Annotated in this window: 25 protein-coding genes; 7 read left to right on the top strand and 18 right to left on the bottom strand. The window is 65.4% G+C overall.

Features of this window, described 5'->3' with window-relative positions; genetic code table 11:
- Positions 1-136: 136 nt before the first annotated feature.
- From WS87_RS07890 to WS87_RS07840, 11 genes are all read right to left on the bottom strand, one after another.
- Entirely contained in the window at positions 137-649 is a 513-nt protein-coding gene (locus WS87_RS07890) for an ureidoglycolate lyase (RefSeq protein ID WP_059529590.1), read from the bottom strand.
- On the bottom strand, positions 646-1,659 hold the full coding sequence (gene alc / locus WS87_RS07885) for an allantoicase (protein WP_059817694.1): 1,014 nt from the start codon (positions 1,657-1,659) through the stop codon (positions 646-648). The genes WS87_RS07890 and alc overlap by 4 nt, the downstream gene beginning before the upstream one ends.
- A 61-nt stretch (positions 1,660-1,720) precedes the next feature.
- Positions 1,721-2,242 carry a 2-oxo-4-hydroxy-4-carboxy-5-ureidoimidazoline decarboxylase gene (gene uraD, locus WS87_RS07880; protein ID WP_059599954.1) on the bottom strand — a complete coding sequence of 174 codons (522 nt, stop codon included), beginning with the start codon at positions 2,240-2,242 and terminating at the stop codon, positions 1,721-1,723.
- Complete coding sequence (puuE, locus tag WS87_RS07875; RefSeq protein WP_059529581.1) at positions 2,239-3,192, bottom strand: allantoinase PuuE; 954 nt, start codon at positions 3,190-3,192, stop codon at positions 2,239-2,241. Before puuE ends, uraD begins: the two co-directional genes overlap by 4 nt.
- A gap of 150 nt (positions 3,193-3,342) precedes the next feature.
- Entirely contained in the window at positions 3,343-4,179 is an 837-nt protein-coding gene (locus WS87_RS07870; protein ID WP_059817695.1) for an aspartate/glutamate racemase family protein, read from the bottom strand.
- 10 nt (positions 4,180-4,189) lie between these two features.
- A complete protein-coding gene (locus WS87_RS07865) occupies positions 4,190-5,674 on the bottom strand; it encodes an NCS1 family nucleobase:cation symporter-1 (protein ID WP_059817697.1) in 1,485 nt (494 codons plus the stop codon).
- 149 nt (positions 5,675-5,823) lie between these two features.
- Positions 5,824-6,528 carry a GntR family transcriptional regulator gene (locus tag WS87_RS07860; RefSeq protein WP_059599950.1) on the bottom strand — a complete coding sequence of 235 codons (705 nt, stop codon included), beginning with the start codon at positions 6,526-6,528 and terminating at the stop codon, positions 5,824-5,826.
- A 308-nt stretch (positions 6,529-6,836) separates the two neighbouring features.
- The gene (gene ldcA, locus WS87_RS07855; protein WP_059817699.1) at positions 6,837-7,775 is read right to left on the bottom strand and encodes a muramoyltetrapeptide carboxypeptidase; all 939 of its coding nucleotides are present in this window, start codon (positions 7,773-7,775) and stop codon (positions 6,837-6,839) included.
- Positions 7,776-7,880: 105 nt separating this feature from the next.
- The gene (tadA, locus tag WS87_RS07850) at positions 7,881-8,462 is read right to left on the bottom strand and encodes a tRNA adenosine(34) deaminase TadA (protein ID WP_059817701.1); all 582 of its coding nucleotides are present in this window, start codon (positions 8,460-8,462) and stop codon (positions 7,881-7,883) included.
- Positions 8,459-8,860 (bottom strand): DnaJ family domain-containing protein, encoded by a 402-nt coding sequence (locus tag WS87_RS07845; RefSeq protein ID WP_009694817.1) that lies wholly within the window; start codon positions 8,858-8,860, stop codon positions 8,459-8,461. The genes tadA and WS87_RS07845 overlap by 4 nt, the downstream gene beginning before the upstream one ends.
- Positions 8,861-9,133: 273 nt before the next feature.
- Positions 9,134-10,351, bottom strand: coding sequence for an MFS transporter (locus WS87_RS07840; RefSeq protein WP_059817703.1), 1,218 nt, complete (start codon positions 10,349-10,351; stop codon positions 9,134-9,136).
- A 307-nt stretch (positions 10,352-10,658) separates the two neighbouring features.
- Between WS87_RS07840 and WS87_RS07835 the strand changes: the two genes are divergently transcribed.
- From WS87_RS07835 to WS87_RS07810, 7 genes are read left to right on the top strand one after another with little or no spacing between them, the layout of a single operon-like run.
- Complete coding sequence (locus WS87_RS07835; protein WP_059817704.1) at positions 10,659-11,429, top strand: GntR family transcriptional regulator; 771 nt, start codon at positions 10,659-10,661, stop codon at positions 11,427-11,429.
- Positions 11,426-13,165, top strand: coding sequence for a fumarate reductase/succinate dehydrogenase flavoprotein subunit (locus WS87_RS07830; RefSeq protein WP_059817706.1), 1,740 nt, complete (start codon positions 11,426-11,428; stop codon positions 13,163-13,165). The genes WS87_RS07835 and WS87_RS07830 overlap by 4 nt, the downstream gene beginning before the upstream one ends.
- Positions 13,166-13,182: 17 nt before the next feature.
- Positions 13,183-13,428, top strand: a complete 246-nt coding sequence (locus WS87_RS07825) for a 4Fe-4S dicluster domain-containing protein (protein ID WP_059529554.1) — start codon at positions 13,183-13,185, stop codon at positions 13,426-13,428.
- Between the two features lie 37 nt (positions 13,429-13,465).
- Positions 13,466-13,699: a hypothetical protein gene (locus tag WS87_RS33500; protein ID WP_159085642.1), complete on the top strand. Its 234-nt coding sequence runs from the start codon at positions 13,466-13,468 to the stop codon at positions 13,697-13,699.
- A complete protein-coding gene (locus WS87_RS07820; protein ID WP_059817708.1) occupies positions 13,696-14,691 on the top strand; it encodes a HEAT repeat domain-containing protein in 996 nt (331 codons plus the stop codon). Before WS87_RS33500 ends, WS87_RS07820 begins: the two co-directional genes overlap by 4 nt.
- Positions 14,688-15,023, top strand: coding sequence for a gamma-butyrobetaine hydroxylase-like domain-containing protein (locus WS87_RS07815; RefSeq protein ID WP_059817710.1), 336 nt, complete (start codon positions 14,688-14,690; stop codon positions 15,021-15,023). Before WS87_RS07820 ends, WS87_RS07815 begins: the two co-directional genes overlap by 4 nt.
- 1 nt (position 15,024) lies before the next feature.
- Positions 15,025-15,231, top strand: a complete 207-nt coding sequence (locus tag WS87_RS07810) for a hypothetical protein (protein ID WP_059817712.1) — start codon at positions 15,025-15,027, stop codon at positions 15,229-15,231.
- Positions 15,232-15,647: 416 nt separating this feature from the next.
- On the opposite strand, the gene WS87_RS34135 is transcribed toward WS87_RS07810, so the two are convergent.
- The 7 genes from WS87_RS34135 to WS87_RS07780 all read right to left on the bottom strand — a co-directional run bounded on the left by WS87_RS34135 (position 15,648) and on the right by WS87_RS07780 (position 23,667).
- Positions 15,648-16,670: a hypothetical protein gene (locus tag WS87_RS34135; protein WP_218929481.1), complete on the bottom strand. Its 1,023-nt coding sequence runs from the start codon at positions 16,668-16,670 to the stop codon at positions 15,648-15,650.
- Entirely contained in the window at positions 16,616-17,431 is an 816-nt protein-coding gene (locus WS87_RS34130; RefSeq protein ID WP_218929480.1) for a DUF262 domain-containing protein, read from the bottom strand. The genes WS87_RS34135 and WS87_RS34130 overlap by 55 nt, the downstream gene beginning before the upstream one ends.
- A 552-nt stretch (positions 17,432-17,983) precedes the next feature.
- Positions 17,984-19,603 carry a glutamine-hydrolyzing GMP synthase gene (guaA, locus tag WS87_RS07800; protein ID WP_059817714.1) on the bottom strand — a complete coding sequence of 540 codons (1,620 nt, stop codon included), beginning with the start codon at positions 19,601-19,603 and terminating at the stop codon, positions 17,984-17,986.
- 107 nt (positions 19,604-19,710) lie between these two features.
- Entirely contained in the window at positions 19,711-20,298 is a 588-nt protein-coding gene (locus WS87_RS07795; RefSeq protein ID WP_059817717.1) for a hypothetical protein, read from the bottom strand.
- A gap of 6 nt (positions 20,299-20,304) precedes the next feature.
- A complete protein-coding gene (gene guaB, locus WS87_RS07790; protein WP_059464274.1) occupies positions 20,305-21,765 on the bottom strand; it encodes an IMP dehydrogenase in 1,461 nt (486 codons plus the stop codon).
- Between the two features lie 276 nt (positions 21,766-22,041).
- Entirely contained in the window at positions 22,042-22,869 is an 828-nt protein-coding gene (locus tag WS87_RS07785) for a DUF2182 domain-containing protein (RefSeq protein WP_059817719.1), read from the bottom strand.
- A gap of 30 nt (positions 22,870-22,899) precedes the next feature.
- Positions 22,900-23,667 (bottom strand): DUF899 domain-containing protein, encoded by a 768-nt coding sequence (locus WS87_RS07780; RefSeq protein ID WP_059817721.1) that lies wholly within the window; start codon positions 23,665-23,667, stop codon positions 22,900-22,902.
- Between the last annotated feature and the right edge of the window lie 26 nt (positions 23,668-23,693).

The raw sequence follows: 23,693 nt of genomic DNA, 5'->3' as shown, positions 1-23,693 counted from the left end.
GATGCGGGCACGATAGCACGCGATCGACGTCTTCGACGTAGCGGCAACGTCATGGGCCTGTGCGCGCGGCGAGCATAAAAAAACCCGCGCAGATCGCGCGGGTCTCTTCGATGAAACGATACTGCCGAAATGCGGCTCAGGCCGTCAGTGCATCCAGCGCGTCCTCGGTGAGCCATAGCGATTCCTGCAGGTCCTGCTCGTTCAGATTCAGGCCGTCGCCGCCGCGATCGACGACGATGAAGTCGCTGACGCCGCCGAGCGCGATCAGCGGGTGATGCCACACGCCCTTCGCGTAGTTCACGCCCTGCCACCCGCTCGTCACGAACGCGCGGATCTTCGACGGATCGAGATCGCCCGCCGGCGCGACGACGACGAGATACGGCTGGTCGTTCAGCGGCACGAACGCCTGGCTGCCGAGCGGATGACGCTCGAGCATCTTCACCTCGAACGGCAGCGTGCGCGGCTGGCCGCGGAACAGATTGACGAGCGTGCGGCCGTCTTCGTCGGTCACGTCGACCTTCGCGAGATCGTGAAAGCGGATCGTCGTGCCGAGGTTGATCGGAATCTGCTTCGCGCCGTCCGTTTCGATCACGTCGCCGAACGGCGCGAACGCGTCCTTGGTCAGCGGTTCGATTGCGAGCGTCTTCATTTGTCGAGCGTCCCCCACAGACGCAGGCGCGACACGCCGCCGTCCGGAATGATGTTCAGGCGCACATGGGTCACCGGGCCCAGCGATGCGATCTCGTGCTCGAAGTAATGCTGCTTGTCCATCTGCAGCTTCTGTTCGCCGAGCAGCACCGGCCAGAACATCGACTGCGTGATCAGCGAGCTGTCGGTGCCGCCCGACACGTACGCGGCCTGGATCGAGCAGCGGTCCGGATAGTTGCCCTTGAAGAACGCGGTATCGACTTCGATCTTGCGAATCACGCCGGGCTGCGCGAGCGCGATGATCGCCCAGTCGTTGCCCGGTTCGCGGCGGCGGCGGGTTTCCCAGCCATCGCCCATATTCACGCCGCGGCCCGGCAGCAGCAGGTTCGACGCGACGCCGAAATGCTGGTTGTTCGCGGCCACCACGTAGCCGCCGTTTTCCATCGCCGCGAGGTCGAACTGGTCGGTCGCGCTCGCGCCGGCCCAGTCGAGCTGCGGCTGACCATACACGCGCAGGCGCGCGATGCCGCCGTCCGGATAGATGTTTACGCGCAGATGCGTGAACGCACGCGCGTCGCGCGCTTCGACGTAGTGATGGCTGTTGCCCTGCAGCGTCGTCGACGGCACGATCTCGACCCATTCCGTCGCATGCGTCGGTGCGCCGTCGGCCACGTATGCCGCCTCGATCGATGCGGCCGGCGGGAAGTTGCCGGTGAAGTGGCTCGTGTCGATGTCGAAGCCCTTGATCACGCCCGGCCGCGCGAGCTTGACGATGCACCAGTCATAGCCCGTCGTGCGCTTGCGGCGCGTCTCCCAGCCGTCCATCCACTTGCCGTGGTCGTCGTACTTGCCGGGGATGAACACCGCCGGCTCGGGGTTCAGCATCCGGTCCTTCGGCGCGAAGAAATCGTCGCTGGCCTCGAGCGCCTGCGCACCGAGGCGCGGGTCGGCGAGGTTCACGTAGCGCCGCGTGAAGTCGGGAGCGTCGGGATCGAGAAGCGGAACAGCCATGATGTTTCCTTGTTTCAGTGATGCGATCAGCCGCCGCGACGCAGCAGGCCGTCGTGAGGTGTCAGGCGTCGATCAGGTCGTCGAGGCGAAAGCGCGCGATCCGGTAGATCTGGTCGAGGCTCGCGCGCAGTTCCTCGGTGCGCGAATGATTCACGCGCGACTCGAAGTTCGCGATGATGCCGTGCCGGTCGTAGCCGCGCACCGCGAGGATGAACGGGAAGCCGAACTTCTCGCGATACGTGCGGTTCAGCGTCAGCAGCTTGTCGAACTCTTCCTGCGTGCACTGGTCGAGACCCGCGCCGCTCTGCTCGCGCGTCGACTCGGCCGTCAGCTCGCCGCGCACGGCAGCCTTGCCGGCCAGCTCCGGGTGAGCGTTGATCAATGCGAGCTGGCGCACTTCGCCGCCCGTCTCCACCGCGTTCGACATCGTCTCGTGCAGCGCGTCGATGCTCGCGAACGGCCGCTCGCCCGCAGCGACCTCGGCCACCCACGGCGAATGTTCGAAGATCCCCGACAGCGCCGCGACGAATGCGCTCGGCGCCATCGTGTTCAGTTGCTCCAACGTGTAACGCATCGCCTTCATGCTTTCCCTTCGTTTCGATGATTGGGCTGATACGGATGATGTTCACGCCAATGACGCGCGATATCGACACGGCGCGTCACCCATACGCGATCGTGCTTCTCGATGTGATCGAGGAAACGCTGCAGCCCGCGGAAACGCCCCGGCCGGCCGAGCAGACGGCAGTGCATGCCGATCGACAGCATCTTCGGCGCGTCGTCGCCCTCCGCGTACAGCACGTCGAACGCGTCGCGCAGGTAGTCGAAGAAGTGGTCGCCGGTGTTGAAGCCCTGCGGCGTCGCGAAGCGCATGTCGTTCGTATCGAGCGTGTACGGGACGATCAGCTGCGGCGACGTGCCGCCGCCCGACACCTCGACGTCCATCCAGAACGGCAGGTCGTCGCCGTAGTTGTCGGAGTCGTACAGGAAGCCGCCGTATTCCGCGACGAGACGGTGCGTGTTCGGGCTATCGCGGCCGGTGTACCAGCCGAGCGGACGCTCGCCCGTCACGCGTTCGATCGCTTCCATCCCGAGGCGCATGTGCTCGGCCTCGAGCTCGGGCGTCATGCTCTGATAGTGGATCCAGCGCCAGCCGTGGCACGCGATCTCGTGGCCGAGCTCGACGAATGCGCGCGCGAGTTCCGGATGACGCTCGATCGCCATGCCCACGCCGAACACCGTCAGCGGCAGCCCGCGCTTCTCGAATTCGCGCAGGATGCGCCACACGCCGGCACGGGAACCGTATTCGTAGATCGATTCCATGCTCATGTGGCGGTCCGGATACGCGGCCGCGCCGACGATTTCGGACAGGAACTGCTCGGAGCCCGGGTCGCCGTGCAGCACGCAGTTCTCGCCGCCCTCCTCGTAGTTCAGCACGAATTGCACGGCGACGCGGGCACGCCCGGGCCAGTTCGCCTGCACGGGATGGCGGCCGTAGCCGATCAGGTCGCGAGGATAGTTGGGATCGAGTGACATGGGTTCGAAGTGCGGCGAAAGCTTGCGGAAGTAATGGGTTCGCATCGACCCGCGCGGGTGCCGGAGGCCGGCCGCACGGGCCGATGCGATGACGGCCCAGTGTAGCGAAAACGTTCATACGCGCCCATACAGCGGCGCAGATAGTGCATGTCAGACGGCGTGTATGTGCGGTTGCGGCAAATTCGGGACCGGTTCCGACGCGGCGCTCCCGCTTCGCGCCGTGGCGGCGGCCGACGCGGGCGCGGGCGCGTCCTCCGGCGGGCTGAAACGCGCGAATTCGCCGTCGTAGCGCTTCGGCAGCGGCCGCGCATAATCGCCGCGCTTCGCGGTCGCGAGGCGCAGCGCGACGAGCGCCTCGGCCCACTTGACGGCCGCCGTGACGCCCTCCACGACCGGCGCGCCGATCTGCTGCTCGATCTCGTGCGCGAATTCGGCCATCCCGGCGCAGCCGAGGACGATCGCGTCGGCGCCGTCCTCGTCGAGCGCGCGCCGGCATTCGTCGACGATGATCCGCCGCGCGGCCGAACCGGGCCGGTCGAGTTCGAGCACCGCGACGTCGGTTGCCCGCACGTTGCGGCAGAACCGCTTCATCCCGTAGCGCTCGGCGAGATGCCACGCCATCCCGCAGGTGCGAGCGAGGGTCGTGACGACCGAGAAGCCCGGCGCGAGCACGCTCGCCGCATGCATCGCCGCCTCGGCGATCCCGATCACCGGCCCGCGCGCGAGTTCGCGCGCCGCATAAAGGCCCGGGTCGCCGAAACATGCGATCACATATGCGTCGCAGCCGTCGCGCTCGCCCTGCGCGATCTCGGCCAGAAGCCCGGGCGTCGCGAGCGCCTCGTCGTAATAGCCTTCGATCGACGGCGGCCCCATCGGCGGGCTCACCGCGACGATCTCGGTGCCTGCCGCCGCGATTTCACGCGCGCAGCGGCCCATCGCATCGGTCATCCGCTGCGTCGTGTTCGGATTGATCAGCTTGATCTTCATCGCGCGCTCCTCAGGCCTTCGTGCTCACGAGCAGCCGGTAGAACACGAAACCGAGCCCCGCGCCGATGAACCACGAGAAGTTCGCGGCGGCCTGCCAGCCCGGCACCATCACGCAGATGACGGCGATTACCGCGGCCGGCAGCAGCGCGGCGAGTGCGCGGCGGTTCACGCCGCCCGTGTACCAGTACGTGCCGCGCTCCGACATCGTGTACAGGTCGTCGCGCACGAGCCGGCCGCGCTTGACGAGGTAGAAGTCGGCGATCAGCACGCCGTACAGCGGGCCGATGAACGCGCCGAGCACGTCGAGCGTGTAGTGGATCACGGCCGGGTTGTTGAACAGGTTCCACGGCGTGATGAAGATCGACGCGACGGCCGCGAGCATTCCGCCCGCGCGCCAGCTGATCAGCCGCGGCGCGACGTTCGAGAAGTCGAACGCGGGCGACACGAAGTTCGCGACGATGTTGATGCCGATCGTCGCGATCGTGAACGTCAGCGCGCCGAGGATCACGGCGGTCGGATGGTCGATGCGGCCGACCGTCTCGACGGGATCGGTGATGAGTTCACCGAACACCGGAAGCGTCGCGGCGGTGGTGATCACCGTGACGAGCGAGAACGCGAGGAAGTTGACCGGCAGCCCCCAGAAGTTGCCGCGCTTCACGTCGCCGAACGAGCGGCAGTAGCGCGAGAAGTCGCCGAAATTGAGCATCGGCCCGGAGAAGTAAGACACGACGAGCGACACGGCCGTGATCATCACCGGAATCACTTCCGCGCCGTGATACTTGACGCCGCCGAGGTTGATGCCGATGTTGCGCCAGCCCGCGCGCCACACCATGTAGCCGGCCAGGATGAACATCACGACGTATACAGCCGGGCCCGCGAAGTCGATGAACTTCTTGATCGTCTCCATCCCGTTCCAGAATACGAGCGCCTGCAGCACCCACAGCAGCATGAAGCCGGCCCAGCCGACCGCCGACAGCCCGAGGAAGCCGTAGCGATGGACGTCCGCATATGGCAGCCATTGCGGAAAGAACTTCAGCACGACGATCACGAGCGCGCTGGACGCGAGATAGGTCTGGATGCCGTACCACGCGATCGCGATCAGCCCGCGGATCACGGCCGGCACGTTCGCGCCGAGCACGCCGAACGTCGCGCGGCACGCGACCGGATAAGGCACGCCGATCTGCTGGCTCGGCCGCGCGATCAGATTGCACAGCCGGTTCACGATCGTGATGCCAACGATCAGCGCGATCAGCACCTGCCAGCTCGTCAGCCCGAGCGCGAACAGGCTGCCCGCGAACACGTAGCCGCCAACGCTATGCACGTCCGACATCCAGAATGCGAAGATGTTGTAAGCGCCCCAAGTCTGATTCTTAAGGGGTGCCAAATCTTCGTTGTACAAACGTTGACTGTAACCGTCCGGCAACATGGGCCCGCCGCCCTCGCCGCCTTCTTCCGCCGGATACGCACTGTCGTGCGCCACACTGAACTGAGCCATGACTTCTCCTTGACGCGGCCAACCAGCCGCTCCACCGTCATCAATATCGCTCCGGATCATCGCCCGGAGTCGGACTGGCGGCCGGCGGTGCAAACCGCCGGCCTGCATTGCTCTCGTCGTGTGGCGCGCGGCCGGATTCGCGTCGCCGCTCAGGCGCCGCCGAACACTTCGCGCAAATCGACCTGCCCTTGCGCGGGCCGGTCCAGCATCTTCAGTTCGACATGCTGCAGGTGGTGCGCCATCAGCGTCACCGCCCGCTTCGAATCGCCCGCTTCCAGCGCGGTCAGGATCTCGTCATGGTCGTCGCACGAGCACGGGCTGCGCCCGTGCGATTCATACAGCGCCGACATCAACGTCGAGCGTGCGACGAGCCCGTCGAGGCACTCGCAGAGCGTCGCATTGCCCGTCAGCGCCGCGAGCGCCGTGTGGAATTCGCCCGACAGGCGGATCCACGCCGCGAAGTCGTGCCGTTCGAACGCCTTGCGTTCCTTGTCGATCAGCGCCGCAACGCCCTTCAGCCGCTTCGCGCCCGGCCCCGTCGCGAGCCGCTCGACGACGGCCAGCTCGATGATCCGGCGCATCTCGAACACCTCGTGCACGTCCTGCAGCGTCGGACTCGCGACGAACGCACCGCGGTTCGGCTCGAGATCGACCAGCTTGTCGGCCGCGAGCTGCGAGAGCGCCTGCCGGATCGTTCCGCGCTTCACCCCGAACACGTCGCAGAGCTGCGCCTCCGTCAGCTTCGCGCCGGGCGCGAGCCGATGCTCGAGGATCGCCGTGCGGATCCGCTCGGCGATCGCTTCGGGACCGGCAGCGCCGGACGGATGGGTATCGGAGTCGTTCATGTTCTGCATCGCGTGATGGTCCTCATCCTAGGACGGACATAAAGATTGTCAACAATTCTTTTCCCGGAATGCGCACAATCTGCGTGCATTCCTCTGTGTCAGCACGGTGCGCGGCACACCAAATCCAGGCATGACAAGCCTCTACTGCTTTCCCATGGCGGCTTACGGTGTATACCCTTCCGGTCATTTTGTTGACAAAACTGGTGCACGCGATGCCGCCAACCCGATCAACGGCGACAAAAATTTATGACCGTTAGTTGCGCATTTACTTAAAGAAAAAGGCGGGAAGCCCCGCCTTTCGATCGTACCTGCCCGGCTCAGCCGAGATGCGGATAGTCCGACAGCGTAAGCCGGAAACCGTGCGCATTCGCGACGAGCTGCGCCTGCGCACCGAACGGCAACGTCAGCAGGTCGGGAACGTGGCCGAACTGCAAACCCGTAACGACCGGAATGCCGACCACGGAGCGCACCTGGTCGATCATCGCCTGCATGTCGTAGCCGTTGTCGTACTCGAACGGCCGCGCACCCGTGAACTGGCCGAGCACGAGCGCCTGCTGGCGCGCGAGCACGCCCGACAGGTGCAACTGGTAGATCATCCGTTCGATCCGGAACGGCTGCTCGTTGACGTCCTCGACGAACAGGATGCCGCCCTCGATGTCGGGCATGTAAGGCGTGCCGACGAGCGATGTGAGGATCGCCAGGTTGCCGCCCCACAGCGTGCCCGTCACGTTCACGGTCTGCACTTGCGGCGCCTCGGCGATGACCGTCGTGGTCGGCTGCGACAACGTCCGCCAGAAGTGCTGTATCGTGAAATCGCTCGGCGTTTCGGCGCCGAAGTCGGCCGACAGCATCGGGCCGCCGAACGTCTTGATGCGCGCCTTCGCGTACAGCGCGAGCTGGATCGCGGTGAAGTCGCTGTGGCCGACGAGCGCGATCGGCTGGTCGCGCAGGCGGCGCTCGAGCCCGCGATAGTCGAGCCCGTGCAGGATGCGTGCGGCGCCGTAGCCGCCGCGCACCGCGAGTGCGATGTCCGGCAGCGCACGCTCCGGATCCGCGAGGCGGTTCAGGTCGCCGGCCCGCTCGCCGTCGGTGCCGCCAAATCGCTGGAAGCGGCGTTGCGTCGCCTCGATGTTCTCGATGCGATGTTGCGAGCCGCTCAAGCGCTCGAGCGCGCGGTTGATCGCATCGGGGTCGTGCGGATAGCCGGACGGCGCCAGCAGGCGGATGGTGTAGGACGCAGCGGGCTGGAGGGACATGGCGAAAGGTATCGGGATCGTCAAACCTGCTTAGAGGGTCCGAACCGTCTCCGGTTCACGGAACCTTGCTGCCCGCCCCGCTCCAGGCGACGGGCGCGGCAGGGGTTACGGCGCGCCGGATTCGGCGTCGCGTGCGAGCCGCGCCTCACGCAGCGCACGACGGCGCTCCGCGAAGAACGACTTCAGCGCGGCGCCGCACTCGTCGGCGAGCACGCCGCCGGTCACGTCGGTATGGTGGTTGAGCTGAGGATTCGCGAACGCGTCGATCACGCTGCCGCACGCGCCCGTCTTCGGATCGGCGGCGCCGTAGACGACTCGCGCGATGCGCGCGTGCATGATCGCGCCCGCGCACATCAGGCACGGCTCGAGCGTCACGTACAGCTCGCAGCCGGGCATCCGGTAATTCTCCAAATGCTGAGCGGCCATGCGCAACGCGGCCATTTCCGCATGGGCCGACGGGTCGTGCCCGCCGATCGGATGGTTGAAGCCGCGTGCGATCACTTCGTCGCCCCGCACGAGCACCGCGCCGACCGGCACTTCGCCGGCCGCGCGCGCCTCTTCGGCGGCGGCCTGCGCGAGCCGCATGAAATGCAGGTCGCGCGCCGACACGGGCACGGCTTCGGGAATGGGGGAATCGGGAGCTGCGGCCGATCCGGCTGCGGCGTCATGCAGCGCGTCGGCGCTCACATCGGCCCCGCTTCGGCGGACGCGTCGTCGAGCCCGCGCTCGCACAGACGTTCCGCGATGCGCCGGCAATAGTCGCGCGGCATCACCATCGGGCCGCCGCGCAGCGATTCGAGCGCCATGTCGAGGGCGAGGATCTTCGCCTGCAGCCGGCAGCGCGCGGCACGATCGCTGACCGCCTGCAGTTCGTCCTGCAGGTTGCGCAGCGCGCGCAGTTGCTCGACGGCCGGCGGCACGAAGCCCGCATTCTTCAGGATACGGTTGGCCACCCGCACCTCCTCGGGTACGAGCAGGTCGTCATCCAGCGCCTGCGGCGCGCCGGTACCCGGCAAATCGTCGAACTCGCCCCGCGCGGCGGCGGCGGCAATGCGTTGTTCGACCAGTGCGTCAAGCAATCTCATCAGTCAATCGGAACAAATGCGGCAGCCGAATTCTAGCAGGGTGACGTGCGTATGACAGGCCCTTCGAAGGTATGCTCGATATTGTGTTTTTAGGGGCCGAATCGGCGCGCATGCGCGCCGATCGCCACGACTTGCCGCTGTGCTGCGCCGCAGCAGGCTCCGCGCCGATTTCGCGTCGCCTGCGCGGGCGACGTCCGGCCCTGTTTTTTTATTTTCGCCCCGGTCGGTCGGCGTTCGTCGTCCCGTGGAAATCGCCGTTTCGCGACTGCCGGGTCATGCGGCGACCACGTGCGACCGCGCCTTCGGAAACGGCCGGAACATCATCGCGACGAGGAACGCGCCGATGCCGATCGCGAACGATCCGAGGTACAGCCAGCCATAGCTGCCCAGCGCATCGACGATCAAACCGCCCGCGACCGGCCCGGCCGCCATCCCGAGGCTGCCGGCCATCGCGCAGCCGCCGATCACGGTGCCCATCATCCGCAGCGGGAAGTTCTCGCGCGCGAGCACCGCATAGAGCGGCATCACGCCCGCATAGATGAAACCGAACAGCATCGCGACCGCGTAGAACCCGTCGAGCGTGCGCACGAAGTAATAGCCGAGCGCCCCGAGCGCCTGCGCGAGCAGCCCCGCCACCAGCATGCGTTTCGCACCGAGGCGGTCGCCCAACAGCCCGAACGCGATGCGCCCGCCCATGCCGGCAAGCCCCTCGACGCTGTAGATCGATACCGCGACGATCAACGGAATTCCGCACGTCACCGCGTAGCTGACCGTATGGAAGATCGGGCCGGAATGCGTCGCGCAGCAGAAGAAGTTGGTTAGCAACAGCACGATGAACTGCGGCGAACGCAGCGCGCCGCCGACCGACAGCGGCGCGGCCCCGGGCCCGCCGGCCGGCGCCGGCTCGGCGTGCGGCCCGTCGAGCGCGGGGGCGCGGCGCACGAGCAGCGACGCCGGAATCATCACGGCGGCCGCGAGCGCGGCGATCAGCAGCATCGACGTGCGCCAGCCGTGGCCCGACACGAGCCACGCCGCCAGCGGCGACATCGTCATCGGCGCCATGCCCATGCCGGCCGACACCAGCGACACCGCGAGACTGCGATGCGTGTCGAACCAGCCCGTCACGCAGGCCATCATCGGCGCGAACACCGCGGCCGTCGCGCTGCCGACGGCCAGCCCGAAAATCAGCTGGAACGCGAGCAGCGACGGCGCTCGGCTCGCAAGCGCCAGGCTCGCCGACAGCAGCATGGCGCCCGTCACGACCACCGCACGCGTGCCGATCCGGTCCGACAGGCTGCCCCAGCCGATGCTCGCGAAGGCCATCGCGATGAAGCCGAGCGTCATCGCGGCGGAAATGCCGGTCATCGACCAGCCGGTGTCGCGTGCGATGGCCCGCAGGAACACGGGCAGCGAAAACATCGCGCCGATCGCGATGCAGCCCATCAGGCCGCCCGCGGCGACGATCACCCAGCGATAGCGGGAATCAGGCATCTGGCACCTCCTTTCTCTCTGTCGGTCAGGCATTGATGCGGAACCGGACTGCGGACGCCGTCGCGAATCCGGTCGACATCGATACGACGAACGACGCGGCGTGAAATCGACATGCGCGGCACATGCGAGCGCGAATCTCCGATTGTCTGCCGATTCGGGCAGCCGACAAGAGGCAGATCCGGACGAAGCTCGGCCACGCAGCCGCCCGCGCTTTTCCGGAATCGGAAAGTCGAAATCAGAAATCGTTGGTTTGGGCGCGCGAGCGCGCTCACTACACTCGAGTCCTCTTGTCATGACAAGTTGACCGATGACCTCATCCAACGTCGTGCCGCTATCGGCGGCCCCGCTCTACGTGCAGATCAAGGACACGCTGCGCACGCGTATCCTCGACGGCACTTATGCGCCGCACAGCAGGATGCCGTCCGAGCACGAACTCTGCGCGATGTTCGACGTGAGCCGCATCACGGTGCGCCAGGCACTCGGCGACCTGCAGAAGGAAGGCCTGCTGTTCAGGCTGCACGGCAAGGGCACGTTCGTGTCGAAGCCGAAGGCGTTCCAGAACGTGACGTCGCTGCAGGGCTTCGCCGAGGCGATGTCGTCGATGGGCTACGAGATCGTCAACCAGTTGCGCAGCTTTCGCACCGTGAAGGCCGACAGCCATCTCGCGACGAAGCTGAACGTGCCGGAAGGCGCGCCGCTCGTCGAGATCCGCCGCGTGCGGCTGCTGAATCGCGAGCCCGTGTCGCTCGAGCAGACGTGGGTGCCCGCGGCGCTCGGCAAGCGGCTCGCGGGCGCCGATCTCGCAACCCGCGACATCTTCCTGATTCTCGAGAACGACTGCGGCGTGCCGCTCGGTCACGCCGACGTGTCGATCGAAGCAATCCTCGCCGACGATGAAATCGTCGATGCGCTGCGCGTCGAGGAAAGCAGCCCCGTGCTGCGGATCGAGCGCCTGACGCACGACGCGTCCGGTGCGCCAATCGACTACGAACACCTCTACTTCCGCGGCGACGCGTTCCAGTACCGGCTGCGAATCGACCGGCAGAAAACGCACCAACCCTTAAGGAATCCGCAATGAACACCCATGTACTCGAATACGACATCGTCGTGGTCGGCGGCGGCACGGCCGGCCCGATGGCGGCGATCAAGGCGAAGGAGCGCGATCCGTCGCTGCGCGTGCTGCTGCTGGAGAAGGCCAACGTGAAGCGCAGCGGCGCGATCTCGATGGGGATGGACGGCCTGAACAACGCGGTGATTCCCGGCCACGCGACGCCCGAGCAGTACACGCGCGAAATCACGATCGCCAACGACGGGATCGTCGACCAGGAGGCCGTTTATGCGTATGCGACGCACAGCTTCGCGACGATCGAGCAACTCGACCGCTGGGGCGTGAAGTTCGAAAAGGACGGCACCGGCGACTACGCGGTGAAGAAGGTCCACCACATGGGTTCGTACGTGCTGCCGATGCCGGAAGGTCACGACATCAAGAAGGTGCTGTACCGGCAGTTGAAACGTGCCCGCATCGCGATCACGAACAGGATCGTCGCGACGCGCGTGCTGACCGACGCGCAAGGCCGCGCGAGCGGCGTGCTCGGCTTCGACTGCCGCACGGCCGATTTTCACGTGATCCGCGCGAAGGCCGTGATCCTGTGCTGCGGCGCCGCCGGCCGTCTCGGCCTGCCGGCGTCCGGATACCTGATGGGCACGTACGAAAACCCGACCAACGCGGGCGACGGCTACGCGATGGCGTACCACGCCGGCGCGGCGCTCGCGAACCTCGAATGCTTCCAGATCAATCCGCTGATCAAGGACTACAACGGTCCGGCGTGCGCGTACGTGACCGGCCCGCTCGGCGGTTTCACCGCGAACGGCAAGGGCGAACGCTTCATCGAGTGCGACTACTGGAGCGGCCAGATGATGTGGGAGTTCTACCAGGAGCTTCAAAGCGGCAACGGCCCGGTGTTCCTGAAGCTCGACCACCTCGCGGAGGAAACGATCCAGACCATCGAGCAGATCCTGCACACGAACGAGCGACCGAGCCGCGGTCGCTTCCACGCAGGACGCGGCACCGACTACCGGCATCAGATGGTCGAGATGCACATCTCCGAGATCGGCTTCTGCAGCGGCCACAGCGCGTCCGGCGTGTACGTGAACGCCCGCGCCGAAACGACCGTGCCGGGGCTCTACGCGGCCGGCGACATGGCGGCCGTCCCGCACAACTACATGCTCGGCGCATTCACCTACGGCTGGTTCGCCGGGCAGAACGCGGCCGACTACGTGGCCGGCCGCGATCACGCGCCGGTGGACGACCAACAGGTCGCGGCCGAACGCACCCGCGTGCTCGCGCCGCTCACGCGCGAGCATGGCCTCGCGCCGGCGCAGGTCGAATACAAGCTGCGCCGCATGGTGAACGATCATCTGCAACCGCCGAAGGTGACGCGCAAGATGGAAATCGGGCTGCAACGTTTTGACGCCATTATTGAGGATATCGAAGAACTCAAGGCGAACCACCCTCATGAACTGATGCGCGCGGCCGAAGTGCGCGCGATCCGCGACTGCGCCGAAATGGCCGCGCGTGCATCGCTGTTCCGCACCGAGAGCCGCTGGGGGCTATATCACCATCGCGACGATTTTCCGCAGCGCGACGACACCGAATGGTTCTGCCACACATGGTTGCGCAAGGATGCCGACGGCGCGATGCGTAGCGAGAAGCGGCCGGTCGAGCCCTATGTCGTGCCGCTCGCCGACGACGAACGCAGCGCCTACGCGCACCTGCGCATCCGCGAACCGGCCGCCCTCGCGGCCACCCTCTGACTCCGAGGAGCCTAACCGTGCCCCATACCCCGCAAGACATCTTTCTGCGCAGCAGCGCGCCCGTGACAATCGACGAGGACCGCTGCATCGCCGACAAGGGCTGCACCGTCTGCGTCGACGTATGCCCGCTCGACCTGCTCGCGATCGACGTGACCAAAGGCAAGGCCTACATGCAGTTCGACGAATGCTGGTACTGCATGCCGTGCGAACGCGACTGCCCGACCGGTGCGGTCAAGGTCGACATCCCGTACCTGTTGCGCTGACCGGTGCGTCGCTTCCCGCCTTGCGGACTCACGACACATGAAACCCGAGCAACGACCGCTGCGCCGGTTTGTCGTTTGCCGCGTCGCTCGCGCCGGCTGTGCCCCGTCTCGCGTGCGCGTCGCCGGCATTCGCGTGCCGCGCTCGCGGCCGCGTATCCGCGACAGCGCCACCGAACCTGCGTTCATCGACATCGAGCGTCGCTGCCTCACACACTTGCGCGATTCCAGCCTGATCGCACGTCACCTTTCTGCTGCGAGTTTTTACCCATGACCGCTTCTTCCCCTGCCTTCCCGCCGCCGGGCGCGCACGATCCCGGCCCCGCTTCGCTCATTGCGCGAGTGGCCGCGCCTGACCCATCGGTGCGCCGCATTGCGCTGCTGGAGCTCGACGATCTCGAGGATCCCGGCCTCGTGCCGGTCTTCGTCACGGCGCTACACGCCGATCCGTCCGCCGATGTGCGCCGCGAAGCCGCACGCGTGCTCGCCGCGTGGGAACAGCCAGATGTCGTCGATGCGCTATGCCGCGCACTGCTCGACGCCGACGACGAGGTGCGTGCCACGGCCGCGCAAAGCCTGTCCGAACTGAAGGATGTCGCGTCCGGCGCCGTGCTGTGCCGCTGGGCCGAACGCGCCGAGCCATTCGTGTGCGGTGCGGCGCTGCGCGGCTTGCGCGAACTGCGCGACCCGAGGGCGTTCGCACCGGCGCTGCGCGCACTCGACGCGCCGACGCCAGCCGTGCGCGCCGAGGCCGTCGCCGTGCTCGGCTGGCTCAAGGACGTGCGCGCGCTGGCGCCGCTCGCACGCATCGCGACGAACGATACACATGCGGACGTACGACGCGTCGCGGTGGGTGCGATCGGATTCGCGGCGCCGGACGAAACGTCCGTCGTCACCGCATTGCTCGCGGCATTGCGCGACACCGAATGGCAGGTGCGCGAGGAAGCGACCGCGACGCTCGGCAAGCTGCGGGTCGCGACCGCGCGCGCACCGCTCGTCGCCGCACTCGAGGACGACTACTGGCAGGTTCGCTTGCGCGCCGTGCGTGCGCTCGGGCAGTTGCGCGACGCCGCTGCGGCTGCGGCCGTCGCCGCGCTGCTGTCGCATCCGATCAGCAACCTCCGGAAGGAGGCGGCGCTCGCGCTCGGCGAATTGCGCGACCCCGCGACGTTGCCCGTGCTGCACGATGCGCTGAACGATCGCGATCCCGAAGTACGCAAGGCCGTGCGGATCGCCATTGCGCAGATCGAAGCAGACGCTCGATGATTGCGCCGACCGAGATCCTCGTCGACCATGCGGCGCAGGTATTGACGCTGCGCTGGCCGGACGGCGACATGCAGCGAATCGGCTATGCGCGATTGCGCAGCGCCTGCCCATGCGCGGCGTGCCGGAAGATCCGGCTCGGTGGCGGCCGGGTCGCCGCGCAAGCGGGCCTGACGCTGGACGGTGTCGAAGCAGCCGGTTATGGAATTCGCTTGCTGTTCGCGGATGGACATGTGCGCGGGATCTATTCGTGGCCGTATCTCGCGGGGCTCAGTAGGAGCGAGTTGGACGCGGAAACCGGATCCCCCAATCCACCCGCCCAGACCATTCGGTGAGTTGAAGTTGACCGCCGGCAATTCGGAGCTGGATTGCATCGGCCGCGTCGGCGCCCTGCCGAGCGACGACGCGAGCCTGCGAACGGCTTCATTTCTGATATTCGCGGCGTTGCGCCAATGGCTGCGGGAACGCCGGCTGCCGGCGACGATGCACTCGACGCGCACTGGTTTGAGTTCGGCGAATTCGATCGGGACGATTTACCGATGACGTCCGATGTGTGGGAAGTGACACTTCGTGCCGTTAAACGGACGTAGGCCGGGACGCGCTAGCATCATTTACGAGCATGAAACATTGCCGGCGGCCTCGAACCGCTTATCCAAGATGGCAGCGGAAACCGAGCGTCCTGGCATGAAGATCCGCCTGACAGGCCGCCGTCCGTCCACCGGCAACATCCGAACGCGTCGATCGCGAACGGATCCGCCAACGACCCGCAAGCCCCAACAAAAACGCCCGGCTGTTCTCGCCCCGGGCGTTCGCATCGTCCGATGCCGCGATTCCCCGCCAATGCACGCCTCAGCGCCACATCACTCCGGCCGGAGTGGTGATAATCGACTCAAAGTCATTCCCGCCAAAGCTTACTGCCAGATGGTCGCTGCGCATACCGGCCTCGAAAGGCTAGGCTCTCATCTGAAACGCTCGAACAGTGCACCCATACGCTCCGGGGAAACATCTTTGACCTGGGGACCTTGCCGCTCTGGCCACTTTTCGCCCCAGTGTGATGGACTGTCCTGATCTAGGATTTCGAAGATAAAGACTGTCTTATCGTAATACTGAACGCACTTTAGGTGAGAGTTTATGTAGGACTTCAGAGGTTCGGAGAGTGCTGAGCGACCAACGCGGTCAGTAATTTCTTGGAACATTTCGTCGAGAGACTTTCCAGCATGCCTCGCTTCATGATCCACGCCAGTTACATGGAACCCTTTGAAGGACAGCGGTTGGCTTCCGAAGACTTCTTGCACCCTTGCCGCAGTCTGAGCATTTTCTGCAACACCAACTAGCACGTAGCCCTTGTGGCCCTTGCCAATGTTGGCAATAGCAGCGCAGGTCTCCATGATCTTGTCGAAGGAACCTTCATCAAAGGAAGGTGGTTGGTTAAGGGTATAGAACCCTTGCTTAAAATCGTAGGCAGCCTGTTCAGTAATTGAGTTAGTGAGCAGGTTCTGGAATTTGGTAACCCAGTGCACCTTTGCCGGATCCGGATTTTTGTCGTCTTCAAAAAAGCCTTGGATCCAGCCTACGACCGAGTCGATCGTCTTGCTGCGGTTATCCGCCCCCCATCTCCCACCATCTTGAACTTGGATATTTTTCCCACAATCCCTTAGCCGTGCGATTAAACCTGCACTGTTCGATACCACCATACTCTTCTTGACGATCAAGTCGTGGAGTGCGAGGAAGACCGCTTGGAAGTAGCGAGGTACCGGGTTACCACCGTTCCCGTCCGGAAAAATGAGTCCGGTGAACGTCGTCTTCGCCTGACCAAGAAGAAGGACTATGGCGTCATGTACTCGTTGATAGTCTAGGTCGACGAGTTCTAGGCTTCGCTTTCTAACAGCCTGATCCATTTCGTCGAATCGGGCCTTGCTGTTCACCGTCACCGGAACTGTTGCGCCGTAGTAATCATCAAGAAACTCCGTGCGGGACGCCACTGGACCCTCCGAAACCATGTAGGCAACAATGTCCGCGACCATCTCCTCGTCACGACTCTGGCGATCGTCAGGATACCGTTGGCGACCCAAAAAACACTGTCTGCGCTGATGCCGTAATCCAGCTCCCGGTTGGTGATGCTAATTTTTTTCATCTCACCTAACAGCAAGAGATCAGAGTTCGATGTATCGCCGCGCACGCGCGCAGAAACTTTGCGGATGCATTCAGCGAATGCATCCGTCGCGCCGGCAGCCCGGAGTTCCTGTCGAGAGAGCTGACGACCACCAGAGTTGATTCGTCGGAAAACCTCCTCAACCGACTCTCTGTGCGCCGCCTCATAGATCGACAGCGGGACCGGATAAGACGCAATTGCAAGGCATCGTTCTCGGTCGAGGACCGGCATCTTCTGTTCAATCACGTTGCGATCAAGTAGATCTTTTGTGGTTGCAAAAGTATTCAAATCGAAATAACCACCGTCCACCGAGAAATCGTTACTGATAAATGACGTGATGGCATTCATACGCTGCATCCCGTCAATAATTTCTAAAGTCCCATCTTGCCTTCCGAGCGGTTCCGCTAGCAAAATGATGGGGATCGGGAATCCCTGGATTATAGAATCAATAAAGCTTTGTTTCTCTTCGATGGTCCAAATCAGCTTGCGCTGATACCGCCGGTTCACAACATATTTATTGTCTAGGAAGTTGATAAAAACCCGCTCTACCTGTTCACCGCGAACGATGAGTTCCTGTTGTGCAGCCACCATTTTTCTTGCCATCCTAAGTTTGTTGTCCTCGCACCAACCACAGCAAATTATCACGACATGAAATTTCAATTCATCTAATTGCGACCATGCACCATTGACAATTTTTCTTCGCCACGATCAGATACACGTCAATGTGATCATTCGTTTTCGCTGCTTTCACGTTTCGATCGATTATGTCGCGCATCACCAAACAATCTTCCAACGCCAAAATCAAACATCTCCACTGTCGAAAAAGAATGACTCAATTTTCCTATCGACAACGGTTTGTAGCTCAATTTTAATTCAAATGTCATGCGCCAGGCATCGTCCACGTTTCGTAAGTATTCAATTAATAATATAGGTAGACTCAATACCAGACCACCTGAAGCGCAAGGGTATGATCTCGTCGGTGCATCATGGAGCAACGACACCATCGCCCACACAACAAAAAAGACTGTGACCGAGGACACAGGAAGTTGCAAGGCATCGCCAAAACAAATGCAAAAAGCCCGCAAAACTGCGGGCTTCCTGCATCTTACTGTGACGTGATGCTGGCCGGTGCCAAACGCCTCGTCATTCCCACTCGATCGTCGCCGGCGGCTTGCCCGAGATGTCGTACACCACGCGGTTGATCCCGCGCACCTCGTTGATGATCCGGTTCGACGCGCGGCCGAGCAGCGCGTACGGCAGGTGCGCCCAGTGCGCGGTCATGAAGTCGGTGGTCTGCACCGCGCGCAGCGACGTCACGTAGTCGTACGTGCGGCCATCGCCCATCACGCCGACCGACTTCACCGGCAGGAACACCGCGAACGCCTGGCTCGTCAGGTCGTACCAGGTCTTGCCGACGTCGGCCTCGCCGCACAGGCCCGCTGCCGCGTCCTGCGCGGTGGCGATCGTGCCGCGCAGTTCCTCGATGAAGATCGCATCCGCGCGACGCAGCAGGTCCGCGTATTCGCGCTTCACTTCGCCGAGAATCCGCACGCCGAGGCCCGGGCCCGGGAACGGATGGCGGTACACCATCTCCGGCGGCAGGCCGAGCGCGACGCCCAGTTCGCGCACTTCGTCCTTGAACAGGTCGCGCAGCGGCTCGAGCAGCTTCAGGCCGAGCGTTTCCGGCAGGCCGCCGACGTTGTGGTGGCTCTTGATCGTCGTCGCCTTCTTCGTCTTCGTGCCGCCCGACTCGACCACGTCCGGATAGATCGTGCCCTGTGCGAGCCACTTCGCCTTCGACAGCTTCTTCGCTTCCGCCTGGAACACTTCGACGAACTCGCGGCCGATGATCTTGCGCTTCGCTTCCGGATCGGTCACGCCGGCCAGATGGCCGAGGAACTGCTCGGACGCGTCGACGTGCACGACCTTCGCATGCAGGCGGCCCTCGAACATGTCGAGCACCATCTTGCCTTCGTTCAGGCGCAGCAGGCCGTGGTCGACGAACACGCAGGTGAGCTGGTCGCCGATCGCGCGATGGATCAGCGCCGCCGCGACGCTCGAATCCACCCCGCCCGACAGGCCGAGAATCACTTCCTCGTCACCGACCTGCTCGCGGATCTTCGCGACGGCTTCCTCGATGTGGTTCTTCATGATCCAGTCGGGCTTCGCGCCGGCGATCTGCAGCACGAAGCGTTCGATGATCTGGCGGCCCTTCACCGTGTGCGTGACTTCCGGGTGGAACTGCACCGCGTAGTAGCCGCGCGCCTCGTCGGCCATGCCGGCGATCGGGCAGCTCGGCGTCGACGCCATCAGCGCGAAGCCCGGCGGCAACTCGGCAACCTTGTCGCCGTGGCTCATCCAGACCTTCAGCATCCCGTGGCCTTCGGCCGTCTTGAAATCCTCGATGCCGTCGAACAGGCGCGTATGGCCGTGCGCGCGCATTTCCGCGTAGCCGAATTCGCGATGGTCGCTCCACTCGACCTTGCCGCCGAGCTGCACGGCCATCGTCTGCATGCCGTAGCAGATGCCGAGCACCGGCACACCGAGATCCCACACGGCCTGCGGCGCACGCAGCTGGTGGTCTTCGTACGTGCTCGCATGGCTGCCCGACAGGATCACCGCCTTCGGCGCGAACTCGCGGACGAAGTCGTCGGACACGTCGTTCGGATGGATTTCGCAGTAGACGTGCGCTTCGCGCACGCGGCGCGCGATCAGTTGGGTGACTTGCGAACCGAAGTCGAGAATCAGGATTTTGTCGTGCATGGCTGCGGACAGGATGAAGAGAATAAGAAAAGCAGCGCATGAAGCGCTGCGTCAATAGCATGGACAACGGCGTCGGGCGGCAGGCGGCTCGCGCGACGCATCGCCGGTCAATCCTGCGACGGCGGACGTGCGTCGAACGCGACGCTGCCTGACAATCGGTCGGATGCGGCCGGCGTGGCTGCCGACGGCGCCGCCGGACGGCCGACGACCGGTTCGACCCGTTGCTGCGGGGCGGAGGCCGGCGCCGGTGCGGCCGGACGCTGCGCGTCCCGCGCCTCGAGCGCCTGCGCCTTCTCGCGCCGCCGCACGGCCGAGGCGAGGCGTACGCCGCCGACGCCGAGCACGATCAGCGCGACACCGGCCATCGCCGACAGCACGCGGCCGGCGGCCGCGAGCGCGGGACCGTTGCCGGTGCCGAACGACCACACCACCGCCAGCACGCCGATCAGCCAGTTCACATGGCCGACCGCACGCGCGACGGGCGCCGTGAGATCGCCGTTGACCGCCGCATGGAACGCGAGCCACGCGAGGCCGAGCAGCGCGATGCCGAACGCCTGGCCGAGCATCGCCGGCTGGATGTTCGCCAGCTGCAGCGCGTTGAACAGCGCCTGCCAGGGCGTCAGCACGAACAGCACGCCGAACGCCAGCAGCAGCACGGCATCGACGATCAGCACGGCTCGCAGCAACGGTTTCATCGGCGATCAGTCCACGTGGTAGTTCGGTGCTTCCTTCGTGATCTGCACGTCATGCACGTGCGACTCACGCATGCCCGCCGCGGTGATCTGGACGAATTCGGCCTTGTCATGCAGCTCGTCGATCGTGCGGCAGCCGCAGTAGCCCATGCTCGCGCGCACGCCGCCGACCAGCTGGAACAGGATCGCGTTGACCGAACCCTTGTACGCGACGCGACCTTCGATGCCTTCCGGCACGAGCTTGTCGATATTCGCCGAGTTGTCCTGGAAGTAGCGGTCAGCCGCGCCGTCCTTCATCGCGCCGACCGAACCCATGCCGCGGTACGACTTGTACTGGCGGCCCTGATACAGGAACACGTCGCCCGGCGCCTCTTCGGTGCCCGCGAACATGCTACCCATCATCACCGCGTTCGCGCCGGCCGCGAGGGCCTTCGACACGTCGCCCGAGAAACGCACGCCGCCGTCGGCGATACACGGCACGCCGGTGCCCTTCAGCGCTTCCGCGACGTTCGCGATCGCGCTGATCTGCGGCACGCCGACGCCCGCGACGATCCGCGTCGTGCAGATCGAGCCCGGGCCGATGCCGACCTTGACCGCGTCCGCGCCGTATTCGACGAGCGCCTTCGCGGCCGCTGCCGTCGCGATGTTGCCGCCGATCACCTCGACGTGCGGGAAGTTCTGCTTGACCCAGCGCACGCGCTCGAGCACGCCCTTGCTGTGACCGTGCGCGGTATCGACGACGATCACGTCGACGCCGGCCTGCACCAGCAGCTCGACGCGCTCTTCGTTGTCCGGGCCGACGCCGACCGCCGCGCCTGCGCGCAGCTTGCCGTGTTCGTCCTTGCACGCATCCGGGTGCTCGGTCTGCTTGGTGATGTCCTTGACGGTCATCAGGCCGCGCAGTTCGAACGCGTCGTTGACGACCAGCACGCGCTCGAGGCGGTGGCTGTGCATCAGCGCCTTCGCTTCGGCGAGCGGCGTGCCTTCCTTGACCGTGACGAGGCGCTCGCGCGGCGTCATGATCGACTTGACCGGTTCGTCGAGGCGCGATTCGAAACGCAGGTCGCGGTTCGTGACGATGCCGACGAGTTGCGGGCCTTCCACGACCGGGAAGCCCGAGATGCCATGCTGACGCGACAGCGCGATCACGTCGCGCACCTTCATCTGCGGCGGAACCGTGATCGGGTCGCGCACGACGCCCGATTCGAAACGCTTGACCTTCGCGACCTCGCGGGCCTGCTCGGCCGGCGTGAGGTTCTTGTGGACGATACCCACACCACCCTGCTGCGCCATCGCGATCGCGAGGCGACCTTCGGTGACCGTGTCCATCGCGGCGGACACGAGCGGCATGTTCAGGGAGATGTTGCGGGTCAGCTTGGTCTTCAGGCTGGTGTCGCGCGGGAGAACGTCGGAGAAGGCGGGAACGAGGAGCACATCATCGAAAGTGAGTGCTTTTTGGATCAGACGCATGGCAAATCCTATGGGCGCAAAAGCGAATTATACGCGAAGCGCTGCGAATTTTCACAACACGAACAACGGGTTAGGCGTTTTCAAGCGTTCGGGGGCCGAATCGTTCGGATCGCCGTTCGGTTCGTTTTCGATCGCCTTTCGTTTCACCCCCGCATCGACCCATTCGCGCAGTCGGCCGGAATCGGGCCGATCGAACGTCGTGGCCGCACGACGGCGCCCCTTCCGGCGGGGCCTCGGCCAGCCCCGCTCGGCACCTCCATGCGGCCCCGGGCGCTGCTAGGTCTGCCCGACCGCGGCGCACGCGATCATCGCCGCGCCGACACCGATCGCGCCGCCGCCGACGATCCGGGCAACGCGCTCGCCGCCCGGCGCCAGCCGCTCGGCGGCGATCGCCCCGGTCACGACGGCCATCACGCGTAGATCCATCATGCCGGCCGCCAGAGCAACGGCCATCAGGTTCCCGCAGCAGGCGCCGCAACGTAGCGCGGCTCGCACGCCGTACCACCAAGCAACCGCGGCCGCGGCTCGCGCCCGCCGCGCACATGCGTCGTCCTGTGCATGCCGGCAGCAAGCGAGCCGGCGCGCCTTCCAGCCGGACAACTGCAGCACGCCCGCGCCGAGCACGACCGTGCCGGACGCGAACGGCATCGCGGCGGCGAGCGCGGGCAACCGCGCGGCGACCGCCGCCAGCGCGGTGCCGCCAGGAAACACCAGCGCACCGAGCGCCATCCACGCGGAGAAATACCCGGCGCCCGCGACCGCGACCAACCACGCCGCGCGCGCCTCGCCCAACGGGCCGAGGCTCCGCCGGTATCGCCAGAGCACCGGCGCCAGCACCGGCAGCATCATCGTCACTGTCATCGCGCCCCACATGCCTGCGAACGCGGCGAACGCGCGCCCTGCCTCCCATCCGCACGGCCGGAGCCATCCAGCCGACAACGTCCAGCCGCCCGCCATCGGCATGCCGCCGATCGCGTCCATCGATGCGTGCTGCGCGAGCGTCGCCCAGACGCCGGCGCCAAATACCGCGACGAGCGCGGCGCCGAATGCCCGCCGGCCATTGCCCGGCGCGCCGGTCGCGGCCGGTTTCGTCGTGGCGCTCATCGCCCGCTCCCGCCGCTCGCCGGCGCGCGCTCAGCCGCGCGCAGCATACTCGTCATGGCGGCGCCACCACACGCCCGTCTCGTTGCGCCCGAGCGGCGCACGATCGAGCCACTGGTACATCCCCCACAGCCCGTCGAGCCCGCGTGCGTACGTCGAATACGTGTGATAGACGACGCCATCCTCGCGCACGAACGCACTCATCCCCGGCCGGTCGCGCGCATACGTGGCGGCGTCGGTGCCGCAGGTCGCCGCGAACTGGGCGACGGCCGCCGGCGGCGGGTCCATGTCCATCGCGTGGCCGGCCCGCGCATAGTTGTATTCGACGTCGCCGGTGCGTTGCTGCGTTTCAGTGAACGACACGTTGAAGTCGAAATTGAACTCGCCGCCGTCGGACGACGCCCACGGAAAGTGCCAGCCCATCCGCTGCCGGTACGCGAGCAGCTTCGCGAGCGGCGCGCGCGACACCGCCGCGAGCGTCACGTCGTGGTTCGCGAGGTGGACCGCAAAACCGTCGAAACCGTCGGCGAGCGCCGAGCACGACGGGCAGCCAGCCTTGTAGTCGGGGCCGAACATGAAGTGATAGACGAGCAGTTGCGAACGGCCGCCGAACAGGTCGTCGAGCGTCGCCGGGCCGTCCTCGGTGTCGAACCGGTAGGCCTTGTCGACGCGCACCCACGGCAGCGCCTGGCGCCGTCGCGCGAGTTCGTCGCTTTGCCGCGTCAATGCTTTTTCCGCATCGAGCAGCGCGCGGCGCGCGGTCAGCCATTCGGCGCGCGTTCCGGTGAGATGGTTCGTCATTGCAGGTTCCTCCTTTCGATGGATAT

This window comes from Burkholderia sp. MSMB0856, assembly GCF_001524645.2.
Taxonomy (GTDB): domain Bacteria; phylum Pseudomonadota; class Gammaproteobacteria; order Burkholderiales; family Burkholderiaceae; genus Burkholderia; species Burkholderia diffusa.
The sequence above is the reverse complement of the archived record's forward strand: the minus strand, read 5'-3'. Positions and strand labels throughout refer to the sequence as shown.

Bases quoted from the DNA above. Each gene is read 5' to 3' on its own strand.
- WS87_RS07830 (WP_059817706.1), top strand. From the start codon at position 11,426: ATGAACACCCATGTACTCGAATACGACATCGTCGTGGTCGGCGGCGGC.
- WS87_RS07890 (WP_059529590.1), bottom strand. From the start codon at position 649: ATGAAGACGCTCGCAATCGAACCGCTGACCAAGGACGCGTTCGCGCCG.
- WS87_RS07780 (WP_059817721.1), bottom strand. From the start codon at position 23,667: ATGACGAACCATCTCACCGGAACGCGCGCCGAATGGCTGACCGCGCGC.
- WS87_RS07860 (WP_059599950.1), bottom strand. From the start codon at position 6,528: ATGCAGAACATGAACGACTCCGATACCCATCCGTCCGGCGCTGCCGGT.
- guaA (WP_059817714.1), bottom strand. From the start codon at position 19,603: ATGCACGACAAAATCCTGATTCTCGACTTCGGTTCGCAAGTCACCCAA.
- WS87_RS33500 (WP_159085642.1), top strand. From the start codon at position 13,466: ATGAAACCCGAGCAACGACCGCTGCGCCGGTTTGTCGTTTGCCGCGTC.
- WS87_RS07820 (WP_059817708.1), top strand. From the start codon at position 13,696: ATGACCGCTTCTTCCCCTGCCTTCCCGCCGCCGGGCGCGCACGATCCC.
- WS87_RS07870 (WP_059817695.1), bottom strand. From the start codon at position 4,179: ATGAAGATCAAGCTGATCAATCCGAACACGACGCAGCGGATGACCGAT.
- uraD (WP_059599954.1), bottom strand. From the start codon at position 2,242: ATGAAGGCGATGCGTTACACGTTGGAGCAACTGAACACGATGGCGCCG.
- WS87_RS07835 (WP_059817704.1), top strand. From the start codon at position 10,659: ATGACCTCATCCAACGTCGTGCCGCTATCGGCGGCCCCGCTCTACGTG.
- puuE (WP_059529581.1), bottom strand. From the start codon at position 3,192: ATGTCACTCGATCCCAACTATCCTCGCGACCTGATCGGCTACGGCCGC.
- ldcA (WP_059817699.1), bottom strand. From the start codon at position 7,775: ATGTCCCTCCAGCCCGCTGCGTCCTACACCATCCGCCTGCTGGCGCCG.
- alc (WP_059817694.1), bottom strand. From the start codon at position 1,659: ATGGCTGTTCCGCTTCTCGATCCCGACGCTCCCGACTTCACGCGGCGC.
- WS87_RS07795 (WP_059817717.1), bottom strand. From the start codon at position 20,298: ATGAAACCGTTGCTGCGAGCCGTGCTGATCGTCGATGCCGTGCTGCTG.
- WS87_RS07815 (WP_059817710.1), top strand. From the start codon at position 14,688: ATGATTGCGCCGACCGAGATCCTCGTCGACCATGCGGCGCAGGTATTG.
- WS87_RS34130 (WP_218929480.1), bottom strand. From the start codon at position 17,431: ATGGTGGCTGCACAACAGGAACTCATCGTTCGCGGTGAACAGGTAGAG.
- WS87_RS07785 (WP_059817719.1), bottom strand. From the start codon at position 22,869: ATGAGCGCCACGACGAAACCGGCCGCGACCGGCGCGCCGGGCAATGGC.
- WS87_RS07845 (WP_009694817.1), bottom strand. From the start codon at position 8,860: ATGAGATTGCTTGACGCACTGGTCGAACAACGCATTGCCGCCGCCGCC.
- guaB (WP_059464274.1), bottom strand. From the start codon at position 21,765: ATGCGTCTGATCCAAAAAGCACTCACTTTCGATGATGTGCTCCTCGTT.
- WS87_RS07840 (WP_059817703.1), bottom strand. From the start codon at position 10,351: ATGCCTGATTCCCGCTATCGCTGGGTGATCGTCGCCGCGGGCGGCCTG.
- WS87_RS07865 (WP_059817697.1), bottom strand. From the start codon at position 5,674: ATGGCTCAGTTCAGTGTGGCGCACGACAGTGCGTATCCGGCGGAAGAA.